Source organism: Flavobacterium sp. LPB0248 (assembly GCF_013388355.1).
Classification (GTDB): Bacteria; Bacteroidota; Bacteroidia; order Flavobacteriales; family Flavobacteriaceae; genus Flavobacterium.
Genome location: NZ_CP058246.1, coordinates 2,569,292 through 2,589,350 on the forward strand (window position 1 = coordinate 2,569,292; position 20,059 = coordinate 2,589,350).

Below are 20,059 nucleotides of genomic sequence, written 5' to 3' on the forward strand. Positions count from 1 at the left end.
TTAAGAAAATTTTGAGACCCTAAACCGTTGCAAGATTGTAACTTATGAAGTATCTTTGCACCCTAATTCGAAATTCATAAAATGAATAAACTATTGATTGTTGGAACAGTTGCTTTCGACGCGATTGAAACTCCTTTCGGAAAAACAGATAAAATATTAGGTGGTGCTGCAACGTATATTGGTTTATCAGCTTCATTTTTTAACTTGCAATCGGCCATTGTTTCTGTAGTTGGCGACGATTTCCCTCAAGAACATTTAGATCTTTTAACTTCAAAAAATATTGATATCTCTGGTATCGAAATTGTAAAAGGTGGAAAGACTTTTTTCTGGAGCGGTTTATACCACAACGATTTAAATTCTAGAGACACTCTTGTAACAGAGTTGAATGTTTTAGCTGATTTTCAGCCAAAAGTTCCTCAAAACTACAAAGATGCTGATGTTGTGATGTTAGGAAACTTACATCCATTAGTACAAAGCAGTGTTTTAGATCAGATGGAGAAAAAACCAAAATTAGTAGTTTTAGATACTATGAACTTTTGGATGGACTGCGCTCTTCCAGAATTATTAGACGTTATTAAACGTGTAGATGTTATTACAATCAATGACGAAGAAGCCAGACAGCTTTCTGGCGAATATTCATTAGTAAAAGCAGCTTCTAAAATCCAAGATATGGGACCAAAATATGTGGTGATCAAAAAAGGAGAACACGGAGCACTTTTATTCCACAACAGAGAAGTTTTCTTTGCACCAGCTTTACCATTAGAAGATGTTTTTGATCCAACAGGAGCTGGAGACACTTTTGCAGGTGGTTTCTCTGGGTTTATTGCACAGAGCGAAAACATTTCATTCAACAACATGAAGAATGCAATTATTTACGGTTCAAATTTAGCTTCGTTCTGCGTTGAAAAATTTGGAACCGAAAGGATGGAATCATTAAGCAAAGCCGAAGTAGCGATTCGATTACAGCAATTTAAGTCGTTAACTCAGTTTGACATAGAAATATAATGCCTAAGAGCCTCGATAAAACGGGGCTTTTTTTATTACGTTAATACACACAACTTACAACAACACACAAATAACAAAAAACAATGAGCGACGCTTTAAAACACGAATGTGGTATAGCCTTAGTTAGACTACTAAAACCGCTTGAATATTATAAAGAAAAATACGGAACTGCTTTCTACGGAATCCAGAAGATGTATCTAATGATGGAAAAACAGCACAACCGTGGACAAGACGGAGCTGGTTTTGCTAGCATTAAATTTGATGTTGAACCTGGACAACGTTATATCAGCAGAGTCCGTTCAAATCATTCACAACCTATCCAAGATGTTTTCAAACAAATCAATGAGCGCGTTAGCGAAGAACTAAAAGCGCATCCAGAACTTGGAGACGACATGAAAGAGCTAAAAGCAAATATTCCTTATGTTGGAGAATTGTTTTTAGGTCACGTTCGCTACGGAACTTTTGGAAAAAACAGCATCGAAAGTGTTCACCCATTTTTGCGTCAAAGCAACTGGATGCACCGTAACTTGATTTTGGCTGGAAACTTTAATATGACCAATGTTAAAGAACTTTTCGAAAATCTAGTTGAATTAGGACAGCATCCAAAAGAAATGGCTGATACTGTTACTGTAATGGAAAAAATTGGTCACTTCTTAGACAAAGAAGTAATGCAATTATATCAGGACTGTAAAGCTGAAGGATATTCTAAAAGAGAAGCTTCTCCAGTAATTGCAGAACGTTTGGATATTGCTAAAATACTAGCTCGTTCGGCTAAAAACTTAGACGGAGGTTACGCTATGGCAGGCTTGTTAGGTCATGGTGATGCGTTTGTTTTTAGAGATCCAGCAGGAATTCGCCCAGCTTATTTCTATCAAGATGACGAAGTAGTAGTTGTAGCTTCTGAAAGACCTGTTATTCAAACTGTATTTAATGTTCCTTTTGAAAGTGTTCAAGAAATCGATCCAGGTCACGCTTTGATCATCAAGAAAAACGGAAATGTTTCTATGAATCAAATCTTGGAACCAACGATCAAAAAAGCTTGTTCGTTCGAAAGAATTTATTTCTCAAGAGGAAGTGATGCCGAAATCTATCAAGAACGTAAAGATTTAGGAAAATTAATTTTACCTGCTGTTCTTAAAGCAATTGATAGCGATACAGACAACACTGTTTTCTCTTATATTCCAAATACAGCCGAAACTTCTTTTTATGGTTTAGTCGAAGCCGCTCAGGATTTCTTAAACCAGAGAAAAAACAATTATATTCTTGAAAACAGAAATACATTAACAACAGAAACCCTTCAGGAACTTTTAGCTGTAAAGATTCGTACAGAGAAAGTTGCGATTAAAGATGCTAAACTTAGAACTTTTATTACTGAAGATAGCAGCCGTGATGATTTAGTAGCCCACGTTTACGATGTTACTTATGGCGTAATTAAACCAGAAGATAATTTGGTTATTATCGACGACAGTATTGTTCGTGGTACTACATTGAAAATGAGCATCATTAAAATGATGGATCGTTTAAAACCAAAACGCATTGTTATTGTTTCATCTGCTCCACAAATTCGTTACCCTGATTGTTATGGAATTGATATGGCAAAACTAGAAGGTTTAGTTGCTTTTAGAGCAGCACTTGCTTTATTAAAAGAAAGAAACCTTTATCATATTGTAGATGAAGTTTATGCAAAATGTAAAGCTCAAGAAAATTTCCTTGATAAAGATATTGTAAACTATGTAACAGCAATTTACGACCAATTTACAGACGAGGAGATTTCAGATAAAATTGCAGAAATGTTAAGCTCACCAGAAATTAATGCTGAAGTAAAAATCATCTTCCAAACAGTTGACGATTTGCATAAAGCATGTCCTAAAAATTTAGGTGACTGGTATTTCACAGGAGATTACCCTACTTCTGGTGGAAATCGAGTTGTAAATCGTGCTTTCATGAATTTTTACGAAGGAAAAGACGCTAGAGCGTATTAATAAAATACTAATAAAAGGTTAAATTGTGCATTTCATCGGTTTTTTTTGCCGTTCATCCTATTTCTTTGGTGAAGTTGAAAAGCTATGATACTTTTGAAATACCATAACATTAGTAGGTTAAGTTTATGGTAGATTTGGGGCAAAAAGGGTGGAAGCAATTCCACCTTTTTTATTGGAATAAACTCAAATTATTTATAAACAGCCGATTATATCTCTTCATCGGATTTACTTACCTTTTATCTGAAAATTTTTCTTCACAAGAATAACTGCCATACATTTACTAGACCATAACATTAGTAGGTTAGTTTATGGTAGATTTGGGGCAAAAAAGGCGGAGTAACTTCCGCCTTTTTTATTTTTTAAGTGTAATTAATTGAAAAACAGTTGATTAAATACTTTTCATCGAGTATAATTGCTTTTCATCTAAAAATTTTTCTTTATAAAAATTACTGCCATACATTTACTAAACCATAACATTAGTAGGTTAGTTTATGGTAGATTTGGGGCAAAAAAGGTGGAAGAAATTCCGCCTTTTTTATTGAAATAAATCTAGGAAATTTTAAAAACTGGCAATACAGGCCTTTTATCGGATATACTTGCCTTTTATCTGAAATGTTTCATTCAAAAAAATATCTGCCATACTTTTACAGAACCATAACATTAGTAGGTTAAGTTTATGGTAGATTTGGGGCAAAAAAGGCGGAAGAAGTTCCGCCTTTTTTATTTTTCTTTTTTTAGTAAGAGGAAAGAAAATAGACGAAAGCTTATAGACGAAATGTATATATATAAAAAAAAGACGAGCACTTAGGCTCGTCTTTTATCTTTATTCTTTGCTCTATTTTCTTATTTATCTAAAGCAAATCTTCTAGCAACTTCTGTCCAGTTAATTACACTGAAAAAAGCTTCAATATAATCTGGTCTTCTGTTTTGGTAGTTTAAGTAGTAAGCGTGCTCCCAAACATCCATTCCTAAGATTGGAGTTCCACCGTGACCAGCAACTTCTGGCATTAATGGATTATCTTGATTCGGAGTACCTACAACTTCTAATTTTCCTCCTTTTTGAACTGTTAACCAAGCCCATCCAGAACCAAATTGTGTAGCACCAGCTTTAGCAAATTTTGCTTTAAATTCTTCGAAAGATCCAAAAGAAGCTTCAATTGCAGCTAATAAATCACCTGTTGGCAATCCTCCTCCGTTTGGAGACATTACAGTCCAGAATAAATTGTGGTTGTAGAAACCTCCACCATTGTTACGAACTGCAGCGTTAGATTTATCTAAATTGATTAAGATATTTTCGATTGTTTTTCCTTCTAAATCTGTTCCAGCGATAGCTGCATTAAGATTTGTAGTATAAGCGTTGTGGTGCTTTGTATGATGGATTTCCATTGTACGTGCATCAATATGTGGTTCTAATGCATCGTATGCATAAGGTAATTGTGGTAATTCAAAAGCCATGGTATTATGATTTTTATGGTTTATAAATAATTTATCCCAAATTTAGACATTTAACTTTGGAATTGAAAATACTATTTCGTTATAATTGAATTAAATTCACTGATAATTTACATTTTTATAATATAAACACCTGAAAATCTTTATTTTCCATTAAATGTAGTCATTGTATTTTCTAAACCTGCTGTTCCAAAAATTTTAATAATTTCTGCAGAAGTTTCTAAGCGCTCTGGAAGTTTTGCTTCTTCTTCAGCAGTCCATTCTCCTAGAACATAGTCTACCTGCTGTCCTTTTTTGAATTCGTCACTAATACCAAATCTGTAGCGGGTATAATTTTGTGTATTTAAAACTAGATTAATATTTTTTAAACCATTATGACCACCGTCGCTGCCTTTAGGTTTTATTCTAATAGTTCCGAATGACAGGTTTAAATCGTCTGTAATGACCAAAATATTCTCTAGCGGTATATTTTCCTTATCCATCCAATATTTTACCGCCTTGCCACTTAAATTCATGTAAGTATTTGGTTTTAAAAGAAAAAAGGTTCTCCCTTTAAATTTGTATTCAGCCATTGAACCTAATTTTACGGTTTCAAAAGAAAGCCCTTCTTTTCTGGCTAAAAAGTCTAGGACTTTAAATCCGATATTATGTCTGGTGTTTACGTATTCGGCTCCGATATTTCCTAATCCGACGATTAAATATTTTTTACTCACGTTTTTTATATTGTTTTTTTGATGTTCGTGAACCTCCGGTTTCATATTATCCTCTATGTTCTCTTCTTTTGGTGTTGATGAAAACAGTTTTGTTATCCATTTTATCATGATTGCAAAAGTAAGATTAATTAGAGAATGTGGCAATTGGATAATTTGAAAATTTGAAAATGCGTCAATTAGATAATTTCTTATTGGTCGTGGCTTAACCGCAAAGTACGCGAAGGATTTACGCAAAGTGCGCGAAGAAATATTTTTTATCGAGATTTGCAAAGAACACAAAGAGAGTTCTCTCGTAGGGTTAGTTGATCATGCCGATTTATCTTGATTCCTTATTTCGTGTTGTCAGGTTGAGCGAAGTCGAAGCCCCACAAGAAGCTCGACAATCTAAATTCCATACTTTGCGTGGGCTTCGACTTCGCTCAGCCTGACAACGATAAAAAAAACTTAGCATCTCAGCATCTTAGAAACTTAGTACCTAAAAAAAAGCCCCAATCGTAAGATTGAGGCTTTTGGTATTGAGTTGAAAAAAAATTATTTTTTCTTTCCTTTTGCAGGAGCTTTTGCAGCTTTTGCAGCTTCTTGAGCAGCTTTCATAGCAGCACGAGAGATTCTTACTTGACAAACAACAGTGTTGTCTGGGTGCATAATTTTGTACTCTGGTTTTCCAACTTTAGTAACGTATAATTTGTTACCCATTTCAAGTGGAGTGATGTCAGCTTCAACGAAATCAGGAAGATTTGCTGGTAAAGCTTTAACTTTCAATTTACGTTGGTTTAAACGTAAAACACCTCCCGCAAGAACACCTTTAGATGTACCAACGATTTTCACAGGAACTTCCATTGTGATTTCTTTATCATCAAATAATTGGAAGAAGTCAATGTGTAAAATTTTGTCAGATACTGGGTGAACTTGGATATCTTGCAAAATTGCATTGAATGATTTTCCTTTTCCAAGTTCGATCACAACAGTGTGAGCGTTTGGAGTGTAAACCAAGTTTTTGAATGCAGTAACGTCTGCTGAGAAGTGTACTGCCTGGTTTCCTCCGTATAAAACGCAAGGTACCTGTCCAGCATTACGTAAGGCTTTAGTTGACACTTTGCCCACGCTTTCTCTTTCTGATCCTTTAATTGTAATCGATTTCATTGTAAAAAAATATAGTTATTAAATAAATATTCTTGTTTGCTGTAAGCTTTAAGCAATATGCTTCAAGCTTTTTTTATGCAAAGTGAATAAGCTTACGGCCTAAAGCCTAAAGCTTACTGCTTTTACATAATGAATTTTCCACTGATGGAATTGTTGTGGTGAACCATCTGCATTACCTCAGCAAATAGAGGTGCACAGCTTACCACTTTTATCTTTTTTGACTCTTTCTTTAACGGAATAGAATCTGTTACGATTAACTCGGTTAATTTTGAGTTTTCGATTTTTTCGTATGCTCCGCCAGATAAAATAGCGTGCGTACAAATTGCTCTTACACTTAGCGCTCCTTTTTCAATCATAAGGTCTGCCGCTTTCGCTAAAGTCCCTCCTGTATCGATCATGTCGTCTACCAAGATTACGTTACGTCCTTTTACTTCACCAATTAGCTCCATAGTATCGATAACGTTGGCTGCTTTTCTTTGTTTGTAACAGATTACTACATCTGATTCCAAAAACTTAGAGTAAGCATATGCTCTTTTTGAACCTCCCATATCTGGAGATGCAATTGTTAGATTTTCTAACTTTAAACTTTCTACGTATGGTAAAAAGATCGTAGATGCAAATAAATGATCTACTGGTTTTTCAAAGAATCCTTGAATCTGGTCTGCATGCAAATCCATTGTCATGATTCTTGTTGCTCCTGCAGCTGTTAGTAGGTTTGCTACTAATTTAGCTCCAATTGGAACTCTTGGTTTGTCTTTTCTGTCTTGTCTTGCCCAACCAAAATAAGGCATAACAGCTGTAATATGTCTTGCTGATGCACGTTTTGCCGCATCAATCATTAACAACAATTCCATCAGATTATCTGCACTTGGAAAAGTTGAACATACGATAAATACTCGTAAACCTCTTATTGATTCTTCGTAAGACGGCTGAAATTCTCCATCACTATACGTTGACATCGTTACTTTTCCTAACGGAATTCCGTAATCTTTTGCAATTTTTTCTGCAAGATAAACACTTTGTGAACAAGCAAAAATTTTAGCTTCTGGTTCTAGGTGCGACATTGTAATTTGTTGTTTTATCCCGTTACTTTTAAAAAAATTCAACTTTATATTTCAATAAAGCAGAATGCATATAAATGTCTCGGATGTAGTTAGTTGTGTGTGCTTCGTTTTAACGAGCTGCAAATTTATAAAATTTATTGAACACTGAAAGCAAAAATTTAAGTATTTTTAGTAGTTCGTTTAAAATTATTTTTTACATTTGCACCGTGTTAAAGGAATGGCGCCATTTATGACTTCATTCTATTGCGTTAAAATAATCGCTTTTGATTATTTTTTCGTCTGCTACGCCCGGATGGCGGAATTGGTAGACGCGCTGGTCTCAAACACCTGTGGGAAACCGTGCCGGTTCGACTCCGGCTCCGGGTACATAAAAACCTCTTCTTAACGGAAGAGGTTTTTTTAGTTTTACAACTTTTCTTTAAAACATTTTGATTTCGGTAACGAGAAAAGTAATACAACCTAACTTTCGCTTCGTAAATCAATTTCAAAAAGGCAACAATTAGGTTCTTTTTGATAATGATATGGCAACTTTTCTGTATCTATCAACTTAACCATTCCTAGAAAATCAAATCCTGCCGATGTATAATGCTCAATCAATTTGGTATTGTTTCCTAATGTGTCTAATCGCACATATCTCTTTTCTTGATCATTTGCATATTTTTTTGACCACGCTACAATTTCGTCTATATATCTATTACCTCGTAACTTGGGATTTGTACAAATTCGGTGAATGTATATTGCGTCGTTGTTATCTCTTTCTTCCCAGATTTCTTTATCTTCAAAAGTAATCGCCCAATTACAAGCTATGAAGTCGTCTATGACTATTTTCCACTGGCGTTTTTCTTCTATCTCTTTTATGAGAAAAGAGTCTTCAAAAGATGGCCAAACAACCATTTCTCTTTGAATTTGTAAATTTCTCGCCGCTTCATAAAGAGATGAAATCTCTTTGAGATCTGTTAGTAAACAATTTTTGATTTTCATTTTTATACGTTTTTTAAACCTGCAATTTGGGTGTATTATAACATTTAAAAAATCCAAATCTTGCTATATTATTCTAGAAATCTCACAACTAGCTTCATGCAAAACAGGAAAATTGCACGAATTAGCAATAAAACACAATTGATTTGCTTTATGATGCAACTCTAAAGCCAATTCTATTTTATCTGGATTTGAAATTTTTACTTTCGGATATAATCGTGCTTCTACAAAACGTCCGCTTCCTTCTGGATTTACTTCTAAGGTCGCTTCTGCATTGTCCGAATATTCCAAAACTTCTATTCCGTTTTGCGAGCAAACATATAAATACGACATCATATGGCAGGAAACTAAACTGCTCAACAATAAATCTTCAGGATTGTATAATTCAGGATCGCCTTTGAAAGCTTTTGCTGCCGATACATCTAAAACTGGTTTCCCTTCAATTTTAATCTGATGGGTTTTGCTGTAGAATCTTTTTGATGATTCCTCTGAATTTTGTTTGGAAGTCCAGTTTAACTTTGCTTTGAATAAATGCTTAAATATCATTTTATTGTCTGATTCAATTTGAGTATTTTAATTGTTATCTTTTTAATGAAAAATGCCCTGAGAAAACAGTTTTATCATTAAAATTAGCTTTAAACCAGTAATCATCAGATGGCATTTCTTTTCCATTATAAAATCCGTCCCAACCTAAATCATTTGCAAAAAGCTCTTTCAGCAATCTGCCATATCTGTCAAATATGGAAACTTTTGAATTGGGATATTTTTTTATACTTGCGATTTGCCACAGATCATTGTGCCCATCACTATTAGGAGTGAAAAATTTAGGATAGTCAATTACAGTTACTTCTTTCGAATCTTGCCCACAGCCATCTTTATCTCTCATATAAACCATATAAGTTCCGCCTTGAACATCCGAAAAATAATTACTATCCTGATAATTTATACCATCTATAGAATATTCCAAATTTCCATCAATTGATGGAATAATTTCAACAAAGTTGTTATCCGACAATTCTTTATACTTTATTCCCTTAATAAATGGAAGTGTAGATCTTATTAATTCGAATTCAAATTTATTTTCACAATAAATATCATTTTGAATTTTCCCAACCACCAAGGTGTACTTTCCTGAGTTTGCTAAATTTGCTTCATAGGTATTTGAAATAACATTACCATCTTCAAATTTCCAGTTGTAGCTATCCAAATTGCTCTCAACATTTACATGTAATGAAGCTTCCAAATTACACAGAAAATATTTTTTTTCAATCTTTACAGTTGGCAATTCATTCACCAACAAATCAAAACTTGTTTCAGAATTACAAAGACTATTTGTTTGACTTTCTACTTTTACTTTTATTGTCTGCAATTTTGGCTGAGTATTTCGAAATAAAGCTGGAAACGGACTTGACAATTCCTTTCCATTATTATCATAATACATTACTTTAAGTCCAGTTTGATTTCCTATAATTTCAGATTCTATAGTAGACATATCAAAAGTGGCAAAACCATTTCCTTCATCACAAGCATATTTGTTAGATGGCTTATTAATTTGCGGCTGAGAAGCTGTTTTCAAAACTAATGTTGTTTCTTTATAACAGTTAGTCAAAATATTAGTAACTCTAATCGTAATTAATTCTCGATTCTTAGTAGTATTTGTATAAGGATTAGGTAATGGACTTGTCAATGAATTTCCGTTGCTGTCAAAATAAGAAACTTTCATTCCCTGCTGATTTCCCAAAACCAAAGATTCGATATTTGATGTATCAAAATATTCCGAAATCCCGTCATTGTTATCATCACATCCTATTAATTCTTGTAAAGAATTTGCAACAGGAACCGGGCTTACAATTAACTTAAATGTTGATTCGTTATAACAGTTCGTATTAATATTGATAGCTCTTACTCTAATTATTTCTTCTTTTACAATTAAATTTGTAACCGAGTTTAAAGCTCCTTGTATTTTTTGCCCATTTTGATGATAAAACTCGACATTTAAGTCAGTCGAAGTCCCTAAAATTGAAGTTTCAACAGGCTTCAAATTAAACTGTGCAAAACCATTTCCATTATCACAAACAATTAAATCAGTAACAGTTGACAAATCTGCCAATGGATTTACAATTAAATCAAATGTAGTTTCAGAGTAGCAACATAAATTATCTTTATGACTTACTCTTACTGTTATAGTTTCTCTATCTTTAATCGTATTCGTGAACGGATTTGGTAGAGAACTATATTTCTTTCCCTTACCATCTATAAAAGAAATATCTTTATCTGTTTGCCCTCCTAACACTTGCTGCATAACTGTAGAAACATCGAATGATTTTGAAATACCTGTTCCAGCTAAATCTTCGCAAGCATAGATATTATTAATCCCATAAGTTTTTGGGGGTTCTTTTGCATCTATTGTTTCCGATAAATTTTCAACAGTTCCATCTTTACCTGTAACCTTTGCTGTGATAGTATATTTTCCATCCGCTGAAAAATCATGAAAAGGAGATAAATCTGTAGAAATGTTACTTGCTCCGGATGCCGGATCTCCAAAATTCCATTCTATAGAAGCTACTTTTGATTGATCATCAATACTGAATTCTTTTAAAAACTCTGAGCATATATTTGAAAAATTCATTTCAAAATGGTTCGAAACATTTTTTACATTTCCCGTTACATTTATGTAGAAATTCGCATTTGGATATCCGAATGAGGCAACATTGACGTATTTGTCTATGTTGGGATATGAACCGTCTTGAAGATTCTTACATCCTCCTCTCTCCCATGAGATACCATTATCTTGAGCCGAACCAGCAATAAATGCTAATCCCATTGAATTAGCAACAAGTCCTTTATAGACTTCTACTAAAATTCTCTCGACACCTGCAGGAATAACTATTGGCGTTTTAAAATCTACTTGTATGACTCGAGAATCTCTGCCGCCTCCTATATAAGGAACACTTACTGTTTGACTGCTTCCAATTAAATCTGCAGTTGAGAAGGAAGCAGGAAAATTATCATCTATTTTATAAATATTAAAGGTTGCTTCTATACCCCAACTAGTTCCATTAAGTCCAACTTGCCCCGAATTAATTACAAATTCTTCATTGTTTGATATACCAAAATCTTTTAAAGTAAAATCTCTTGCCCAAAATTGTCCACTTCCATAACAAGAGTGGATACCTGTTTCCATAACATCATCACATACATTATGCGACAATCTAGTTATTGGTCCTGCAGTTTTTACATTAAAAATATCACCTGTTAGAGTTATAAAAAAATTGGCATTTGGAACGGGGATTGGTAAAACTTTTGTAGATATATTACCATATGGATTACCGCACCCGGAATATATAGATTCTCCCTTATCTAATTCAGTTCCTGCAATAAGAATTTCTACAGAAGTCGGGTTATAAATGTCTTTAAATTTTGAAACTGTTACTAAAATCCTATCAATTCCTGCGGGAACAATTATTGGCGCATCAAATTCTGCTTGAACAATTTGAGGAGCGCCAGTAACAATTGGGGTTTTTCCGAGACTCCCCGTTCCTAATACCATTTTGTGATAAGGCGTATCGATATATTCTGAATAATCTGCATCAAGACTATAAACTGTTACATATAATTCTGTATTAATATTCGATTTAGCAATTCCTATTTGTCCAGATTTAATAATAAACTGTTCGTTTGCTTTTATTCCAAAATCTGACATTTTAAATATCCTTGACCAGCCCTCACTATTATCACAGCCCAACATATCTGTCTTAACAAGTGCACTACCAACATTATTCGTCAATGTTATTTGAGCATTAATATGATGAAAAACTATAAAAAATAAAAAACAAAGTGCTGAAATAAATTTATTTTTTTTGATAATAGTCATTTCATGAAAGTGGTTTTAGGTTCTTTTTTCAAAATTTTGATTAGATAGTTAACATCAAATATAAGAATCAAATGATATAATTTGACTCTCAAAATCCTTATTCAAAAACAAAAAAATCTTCGAAATAAAAAAACCTCGAAAGCTAAATACTTTCGAGGTTTTTCATAGAACTAAACTACTTAACAAATTCTAAAAAATTTATTTTTGAACTGAAAACTTAAAAGTAGTTTTTGTTTTATAATTTTCTCCCGGATTTAGAACCGTTGTTGGGAAATTTTTCTGATTTGGAGAATCTGGATAATGTTCTGTTTCTAAACATAATCCTGTTCTATGTGCAAAAGTTCCGCCGTTTGGCATTGGCAACGTTCCGTCAAGGAAATTTCCTGAATAGAACTGAATTCCAGGTTCGTCTGTTGTCATTTCCATAACTCTTCCGCTTGCTGCATGGTATACTTTTGCTATAATTGTTTTTCCTTTTTCAGGATTATTCAATACCCAGCAGTGATCGTAACCTTTTCCTTTTTCTAACTGATCATTTTTAGCATTGATGTCTTTTCCAATTAATTTTGGCGTTCTGAAATCGAAAGGCGTACCAGTCACATCTTCCAATTTTCCTGTTGGAATCAAATCGGCATCTACTGGAACTAATTTATCAGCATTTAAAGTCAATTCATGATCTAAGATTGTTTTGGTAAAATCTCCAGATAAATTGAAATATGAATGCTGTGTTAAGTTAACAACCGTTTTTTTGTCTGTTGTTGCTTCGTAAAGCACTTCTAACTGATTATCATTAGTCAAGGTATAGGTTACAAAAACCTTTAAATTTCCTGGATATCCTTCTTCCATATCTTTACTTACATAAGATAATTTTAGAGAAGCGTTTTCACCAGATTTAACCTCATCTGCTTTCCAAACTACATTAAAAAATCCTTGCGGACCACCGTGTAAAGCATTTGGCGCATTGTTTATCGCTAACTGATATTCTTTTCCATCTAATGAAAATTTACCTTTTGCAATTCGGTTTCCATATCTTCCAATTAATGCTCCAAAAAACGGATTCTCTTTTTCATATTGCGCCAAAGAACTGAATCCGATTACTACATTTTCTGAAACACCTTCTTTGTTCGGCACCTTCAAATCTGTAATTCTTCCACCAAAAGTGATGATGTCCACTTCCATCCCGCTTTGGTTTTTCAGTTTATAACTCTCGACTTTTTCGCCTTTGGCAGTAGTTCCGTATTCTGATTTGTCAATCGTGACTAAATCTTTTCCTTCAGTAGCAACTTTTTCTGTATCAGCTTTTTTATCGCTTTTACATTGAACTAAAACAATAGCAGTTCCAAGTAAGCTTAGTATAAAAAGAGAGCGTTTTAATACATTCATAAATGATATTTTTTTGGTTTGTAAAAAGTTAAATGTTAGAAGTAAAATGTCAGATGCGAAATTTAATCATTTTAAAAATGTAAAAATCACCTTTTTAATTTTTTCACATTTTACATCTTACAAATTACATTTTACTACTTTATAGGCCGTGTTGAAACAAATGGAAATATGCTTCGTTGGCGTTGATTTTATCTTTAAATTCTCTTACAGTTGTTTTCTCATCAATTACCAATAATTCGATTCCAGCGATGTCTGCGAAATCTTCCATATATTCTGTTGTGATTGACTGGCTGTAAACCGTGTGGTGTGCTCCACCAGCCAAAATCCAGGCTGTTGCCGCAACCTCTAAATTTGGTTTGCAATCCCAAAGAACACGTGCAACTGGAAGTTTTGGCAATTCTGCCATTGGCTTAACTGCTTCAACTTCGTTTACAATTAAGCGGAAACGAGTTCCCATATCTACCAAAGACACATTGATTGCGTCACCTGCAGGCGAATTAAATACCAAACGTGCTGGATCTTCTTTTCCTCCAATTCCTAATGGGTGAACTTCGCAAGAAGGTTTTCCGTCAGCGATTGATGGACAGATCTCTAACATGTGAGATCCTAAAACATATGATTTTTGAGGTGTGAAATGGTATGTGTAATCTTCCATGAAAGAAGTTCCACCTTCTAAACCAATACACATTACTTTTAAAGCTCTTACCATTGCAGCTGTTTTCCAATCTCCTTCTCCACCAAAACCATAACCATCAGCCATTAATCTTTGTGTCGCGATTCCTGGTAATTGTTTCCAAACACCAAGGTTTTCAAATGTATCTGTGAAAGCTCCAAATCCTCCTTCTTCAAGGAAAGCTCTTAATCCTAACTCAATTTTTGCCGCTTCAACCAACGAACTTCTTTGTGCTCCACCTTCTTTTAAAGAATCAGTTAAGTTATAAGAAGACTCATAAATTGCTAATAAATCGTTTAATTGTTTGTCTGTTACTTTTTCAATATGTTTGGTAACATCTGAAGAATCATATCCGTTAACCGACATTCCAAAACGAATTTGAGCTTCAACTTTATCTCCTTCTGTAACGGCAACTTCACGCATATTATCTCCAATACGAGCTACTTTTAGGTTTTGAAGTTCATCCCAACCCAAAACGACTCTTGACCAGATTCCTAGTTGTTTTTGAACCCTTTGATCTTCCCAATGTCCAACCACTACTTTACGTTTTTTACGTAATCTTGACATGATGAAACCAAATTCGCGATCTCCGTGAGCCGATTGGTTTAAGTTCATGAAATCCATGTCGATAGATCCCCACGGAATTTCAGCGTTATATTGTGTATGTAAATGGCATAATGGCTTTTTAAGGATATTTAATCCGCCAATCCACATTTTTGCTGGAGAGAAAGTATGCATCCAAGCGATAATTCCGATACAGTTTTTCTCAGAATTCGCTGCCAAACACACATCTAAAATCTGCGAAGGAGATTTCACCACATCTTTATAAACCACTTTTACTGGAATTAAAGACGAAGCGTCTAATCCTTTTGCAATAATCTGAGAATGTTCTGCTACTTTTCTAAGTGTTTCTTCACCGTATAATTCCTGGCTTCCTACTACAAACCATACTTCTTTTTGAGAAATGTCTATCATTTTGTTATTTTTGTTTCAAGTTTCAGGTTTCACGTTATTGGAATCTGAAAACTCAATTTGTTATATTATTGTTTTTGTTTTGTTTGTTTCACCTTCCAAGTTTCACGTTTCAAGAACTTGAAACAAAAAAAACCTGAAACCTGAAACAAAACTTTTACTGTCCGTAATACGAATCTTTTCCGTGTTTGCGGTTGTAATGTTTCTTTATTAATGAATCTTTTAATCTTGGCGCATTTGGATTTATTTGCAAAGTCAAATACGCCATTTCGGCAACTACTTCTAAAACTTTACTGTTGTAAACCGCTTTTGCCGCATTTTTACCCCACGCAAACGGACCGTGATTTCCAATTAGAATCATTTCTACTTCTTCATAAGAAAGATTTTTTTCTTTGAAACAATCCAAGATCTGAATTCCGGTATTGTGTTCGTAGTTTCCTTCGATCAGAGAATCTGCCATTGGCGGTGCGCACGGAATATCAGCTGTTAAATGATCGGCATGCGTTGTTCCGAAAATTGGAATATCTTGCTGCGATTGTGCCCAAGCCACAGAATAAGTTGCGTGTGTATGCGCAACACCTCCAATATTTGGCCAATGTTTGTATAAATAAGCATGCGTTTTTGTATCAGATGACGGACGCATTGTACCTTCGATAACATTATTGTCAAAATCGACAATTACAATATCTTCAGGTTTTAAATCTTCGTAAGGAACTCCGCTTGGCTTAATGGCAAAAACACCATTTTTTCTGTCCACGGCGCTTACATTTCCAAATGTATACACCACCAAATTCAATGCATTTAACTGCATATTGGCTTCGTAACATTCTTGTTTTAAATCTTTATATTGAGAGCTCATGTTTCGATATTTTAAGGTTTGGATCTGCAAAAGCACTTAATTTTTCATATCCTAAAAGAAGCTTATGATACGCTTCTACTTTATCTGTCTGAGGGAAATATTCTCCATCAAAATCACTTCCGATTTTTTGGCTTGCTTCGATTACGTTTGGATAAATTCCTGCCGCAACAGCTGCGTAAATTGCCGCACCTAAAGCCGGAGTTTGGTCTGAAGCTGCAATTTTAATTGGCTTGTTTAAAACGTTAGCCAAAGTCTGCATAATGAAAGGAGATTTACGAGCAACGCCGCCAATTCCGATTACGCTGTCGATTTTTACACCTTCTTCCTCAAAACGGTCTACAATTTTCTTCGCTCCAAAACAAATTGCATTTACTAAAGCTTTAAAAATATGAGGTGCTTTTGTTCCTAAAGATAAATTTGAAATCGCGCTTTTTACTTCCTGATTCGCATCTGGAGTTCTGCGTCCGTTGATCCAATCTAAAGCAATTGGAAGACTTTCTGAAACCGGAATTTTTTCAGATTCTTTTGTCAATTCGACAATTAATTTATTACTGAATTCTTCCCTTAATTGTTCTTTTTGAGCATCATTTAAAAGTGACGTAGCACCTAATAAATGTTCCGTTGGCCACATTAATAATTCTTTGTACCAAGCCAATAAATCGCCAAAGGCAGATTGTCCTGCTTCTAAACCAATAAATCCTGGAATAACAGAACCATCAACTTGGCCGCAGATGCCGCGAACGGTTTTTGTTCCAACCTCATCATAAGAACCAACTAGAATATCACAAGTTGAAGTTCCCATAACGCGAACTAAAGTATTTTCTTCGATTTTAGCTCCAACTGCACCAGAGTGCGCATCGAAAGTTCCAACAGCTACAACTGTTTCTGTGGAAAGTCCTAAACGGTCTGCCCATTCTTGGCTTAGTTTTCCAGCAACTAGATCAGACGTATACGTTTCATCATATAAATTACCACGAAGCTGTGCTAAATACGGATGTAATTTTTCTAAAAATTCAACTGGTGGCAATCCGTTCCAATCTGTGTGCCACATTGCTTTGTGACCTGCTGCACAACGGCTTCTTTTGAAGGTTTTTAAATCTTTATCTTCAATTAATAAATATGTCATTAAATCGCAATGCTCCATCCAAGTGTGCGCCGCATTTCTAACGGCTTCGTCTTGTCTTGCGATATGAAGAATTTTTGCCCAAAACCATTCAGATGAATAAATTCCTCCAACATATTTGGTAACATCTTCTCCGCCCCAGCTAACTGCAAGTTCGTTGATTTCGTTTGCTTCATTAATTGATGTATGATCTTTCCATAAAACCATCATTGCATTTGGATTCTCTTCAAAACCTTTTGTCAATGCTAATGGCGTTCCGTCTTTTGTAACTGGAACTGGAGAAGATCCAGTTGTATCGATACAAATTCCTTTTACTAATGAAGGATCTACTTTACTTTCTTTAACAACATTCTGAATTGTAATTTCCAATCCTTCAATATGATCCAAAGGATGCTGACGAAATTGATTTATAGAAGCGTCACAATATTGTTTGTTTTTCCATCTTTTGTAATGAGAAACATTGGATGCCAATTCTTGTCCATTTTCAGCGTCTATCAGCACCGCGCGAACAGAATCTGTTCCGTAGTCCAATCCTATTACATAATTTTTCATTCTATTTTATTTTTAAAATATTGACAAATATAGATATAATTATTTTATAAGTGTGTAAAAAACACTTAACTTAAATTGCATGATTCATTTTTGCTATAAATGCATTAAAACAGCATTTTAGCTTTCAAACAAAAAATAAATGTTAGCAATACATTTATAACGTTGCGATTATTTCAACTTAATCTTCAAATCGTTATTAAATCGTGCTTTAAAATTGTTTCGAATTTTATTTTTTTTCCACAGATTAAAAGAACTTAAATGATTTTTTAATCCTTTTAATCTGTGGAATCTGTAACTCTAGAATTTTTACTGATTCTTATAATCTAACCAAACTTTCATTTTTCCAACTCCTCGATTCGACCAAGAATAATATGGAATCGCTTTCAATTTTGAGTTCTCAATTATATTTACTCCTTGCAATAAATTGGCTTCCTTTTTTACTTTGAAAGTATCAGAAGCGTTTACATCGATTTTATCAAAATTGTTTTTGTTATCAATTTCTTCAACCGCATAAACTATTGGTCCGTATTCCAGAGAAACTTTGTTTGTATTGATTCCTGCTTTTGGACTTGTTATTACTTCTTGAACTTCCATTGGAAAATTGAGATTAATTTTGTCCCCTTTTTTCCAATTTCTAGTGATTGAGAAATATCCATTTTCTGGCTGAATTGCTAGAGTTTCTCCGTTTAAACTTATTGTTGTTTTTTGATCTGAAGCCTTTTTATAACTATATAAATCTCCTGGCAAAACCTCATTTCTAGACCAACCCGGAACGCGAAGTTTGATTGTAAACTGACTTTCTTTTTTTGGATTAACCGAAATTGCAATTTTTCCGTTCCACGGATAAGAAGTCTGCTGCGAAATCTGTAAATCTGTTTTTCCTAATTGGAAAGACGCATTGTTTGAAGCATATAAATTGACATACAAAACATCTTTTGTTTTGGAATAAATCAATCCTGGAATTGAAGGAATAAAACGAATTAAATTAGTTGGACAGCAAGAACAGTCAAACCAGCCTTGTCTTGTACAAGAACCACGATTCGATTTATAAACTCCGTCTGCTTCTAAGGCATTTGGATAAAAAAATTGTTTTCCGTCAAGCGAAATACCCGATATTAATCCGTTGTACATTGTTCTTTCGATAACATCAAAATATTTTGATTCTCCGTATAAATTATGCAATCTATGATTCCAATATACATCGCCAATTGCGGCACAAGTTTCATTATAAGCTGTTAAATTCGGAAGTTCATAATTTGCTCCGAAAGCTTCTCCATCATGTCTTGACCCTATTCCGCCTGTGATATACATTTTCTTATTCACCATATTGTCCCACAAATTATTTACAGCATTTTCATAAGCTTTATCTTTTGTCAATGCTGCAATATCTGTCATTCCTGCATACATATATACCGCTCTCACTGCATGACCTACAACTTCTTTTTGCTGCACAACAGGTATATGATCTTGGGCATTTTCTCCATATAGTTTATGATTATTCGAATTGCCCCGATTGTCCAAATAATATTTTGCCAGTTTAAGATAATCTTTGTTTCCAGTAATTTGATACAATTTCAGCAATCCTGTTTCTACAATCTGATGTCCCGGAACACCTTTTACTTGTCTTGGATTATCGCCAAAAGTTCGAACCAGCATATCGGCGGCTTTTATAGCAATTTCAAGAAAATTGGTCTTGCCTGTTGCTTCATAATGCACAATTGCCGCTTCAATTAAATGTCCCGGATTGTATAATTCATGACTAATCTGCAACGATTCCCAGCGTTTCCCTTCAATAACAGGAACCCAGCTCGCAGGTGGTTTTGCCGGATTTATAGTTCGCCATGTCGTAATATAACCATCTGGTTCCTGACCAACTTTTACAATAGCAATCATCGAATCCAGAACTCTTTCTAATTTCGGGTTTGGCGCGCTGATTAAAGTATTTGATGCTCCTTCTATAATCTTATAAACATCGGTATCATCAAAAGGCATTTCTCCTCTTGTTGTACCGTTTTTTTGTTTTCCTGCAATTAAAAAATTCTCAAAACGGCCTTCTTCATCGCATTTTTTAATGGCATATTCTATAGTTATTTCCTGAACTCTCTTGATAATTGGAAGCCAAAAAGAATCTGTCAGTTTTACATTTTGAATGTTTACTGGTTCTATTTGATAGCCTCCTTTTAATACAGAAGTTTTATCATTTTGTACAATTTGACTTTTGGTTTCTTTACAAGAAATCAGAAGCAATAGACAAATACTCAATAAGTAAAATTGATATTTTTTCAT

General features: G+C 34.2%; 14 protein-coding genes and 1 tRNA gene. 3 read left to right on the forward strand and 12 right to left on the reverse strand.

Annotated elements, in window-relative coordinates; genetic code table 11:
* The first annotated feature begins 81 nt into the window (after nucleotides 1–81).
* Nucleotides 82–1,005 (forward strand): PfkB family carbohydrate kinase, encoded by a 924-nt coding sequence (locus LPB248_RS10680; RefSeq protein WP_177211420.1) that lies wholly within the window; start codon nucleotides 82–84, stop codon nucleotides 1,003–1,005.
* A gap of 83 nt (nucleotides 1,006–1,088) precedes the next feature.
* On the forward strand, nucleotides 1,089–2,987 hold the full coding sequence (locus tag LPB248_RS10685) for an amidophosphoribosyltransferase (RefSeq protein WP_177211421.1): 1,899 nt from the start codon (nucleotides 1,089–1,091) through the stop codon (nucleotides 2,985–2,987).
* Nucleotides 2,988–3,830: 843 nt separating this feature from the next.
* On the opposite strand, the gene LPB248_RS10690 is transcribed toward LPB248_RS10685, so the two are convergent.
* The 4 genes from LPB248_RS10690 to LPB248_RS10705 all read right to left on the reverse strand — a co-directional run bounded on the left by LPB248_RS10690 (nucleotide 3,831) and on the right by LPB248_RS10705 (nucleotide 7,359).
* Nucleotides 3,831–4,442, reverse strand: coding sequence for a superoxide dismutase (locus LPB248_RS10690; protein ID WP_091490394.1), 612 nt, complete (start codon nucleotides 4,440–4,442; stop codon nucleotides 3,831–3,833).
* A 140-nt stretch (nucleotides 4,443–4,582) separates the two neighbouring features.
* Entirely contained in the window at nucleotides 4,583–5,260 is a 678-nt protein-coding gene (pth, locus tag LPB248_RS10695; RefSeq protein ID WP_177211422.1) for an aminoacyl-tRNA hydrolase, read from the reverse strand.
* A gap of 423 nt (nucleotides 5,261–5,683) precedes the next feature.
* Complete coding sequence (locus tag LPB248_RS10700; protein WP_111368498.1) at nucleotides 5,684–6,295, reverse strand: 50S ribosomal protein L25/general stress protein Ctc; 612 nt, start codon at nucleotides 6,293–6,295, stop codon at nucleotides 5,684–5,686.
* Nucleotides 6,296–6,417: 122 nt separating this feature from the next.
* Entirely contained in the window at nucleotides 6,418–7,359 is a 942-nt protein-coding gene (locus tag LPB248_RS10705; RefSeq protein WP_177211423.1) for a ribose-phosphate pyrophosphokinase, read from the reverse strand.
* A gap of 286 nt (nucleotides 7,360–7,645) precedes the next feature.
* Here LPB248_RS10705 and LPB248_RS10710 point away from each other — a divergent pair.
* Nucleotides 7,646–7,725 (forward strand) — tRNA-Leu (locus LPB248_RS10710).
* 93 nt (nucleotides 7,726–7,818) lie between these two features.
* Here LPB248_RS10710 and LPB248_RS10715 read toward each other — a convergent pair.
* The 8 genes from LPB248_RS10715 to LPB248_RS10750 form a co-directional block, all read right to left on the reverse strand.
* A complete protein-coding gene (locus tag LPB248_RS10715; RefSeq protein WP_177211424.1) occupies nucleotides 7,819–8,340 on the reverse strand; it encodes a GNAT family N-acetyltransferase in 522 nt (173 codons plus the stop codon).
* A gap of 63 nt (nucleotides 8,341–8,403) precedes the next feature.
* Complete coding sequence (locus LPB248_RS10720; protein ID WP_177211425.1) at nucleotides 8,404–8,883, reverse strand: OsmC family protein; 480 nt, start codon at nucleotides 8,881–8,883, stop codon at nucleotides 8,404–8,406.
* A gap of 34 nt (nucleotides 8,884–8,917) precedes the next feature.
* Nucleotides 8,918–12,211: a T9SS type B sorting domain-containing protein gene (locus tag LPB248_RS10725; RefSeq protein WP_177211426.1), complete on the reverse strand. Its 3,294-nt coding sequence runs from the start codon at nucleotides 12,209–12,211 to the stop codon at nucleotides 8,918–8,920.
* Between the two features lie 198 nt (nucleotides 12,212–12,409).
* Nucleotides 12,410–13,594, reverse strand: a complete 1,185-nt coding sequence (locus LPB248_RS10730) for an aldose epimerase family protein (protein ID WP_177211427.1) — start codon at nucleotides 13,592–13,594, stop codon at nucleotides 12,410–12,412.
* A 139-nt stretch (nucleotides 13,595–13,733) separates the two neighbouring features.
* Nucleotides 13,734–15,242: an L-arabinose isomerase gene (araA, locus tag LPB248_RS10735; RefSeq protein WP_177211428.1), complete on the reverse strand. Its 1,509-nt coding sequence runs from the start codon at nucleotides 15,240–15,242 to the stop codon at nucleotides 13,734–13,736.
* 154 nt (nucleotides 15,243–15,396) lie between these two features.
* Nucleotides 15,397–16,098 carry an L-ribulose-5-phosphate 4-epimerase gene (locus tag LPB248_RS10740; protein ID WP_177211429.1) on the reverse strand — a complete coding sequence of 234 codons (702 nt, stop codon included), beginning with the start codon at nucleotides 16,096–16,098 and terminating at the stop codon, nucleotides 15,397–15,399.
* Nucleotides 16,082–17,773 carry a ribulokinase gene (locus LPB248_RS10745; RefSeq protein WP_177211430.1) on the reverse strand — a complete coding sequence of 564 codons (1,692 nt, stop codon included), beginning with the start codon at nucleotides 17,771–17,773 and terminating at the stop codon, nucleotides 16,082–16,084. Before LPB248_RS10745 ends, LPB248_RS10740 begins: the two co-directional genes overlap by 17 nt.
* A gap of 306 nt (nucleotides 17,774–18,079) precedes the next feature.
* Nucleotides 18,080–20,059, reverse strand: coding sequence for a glycoside hydrolase family 127 protein (locus LPB248_RS10750; protein ID WP_177211431.1), 1,980 nt, complete (start codon nucleotides 20,057–20,059; stop codon nucleotides 18,080–18,082).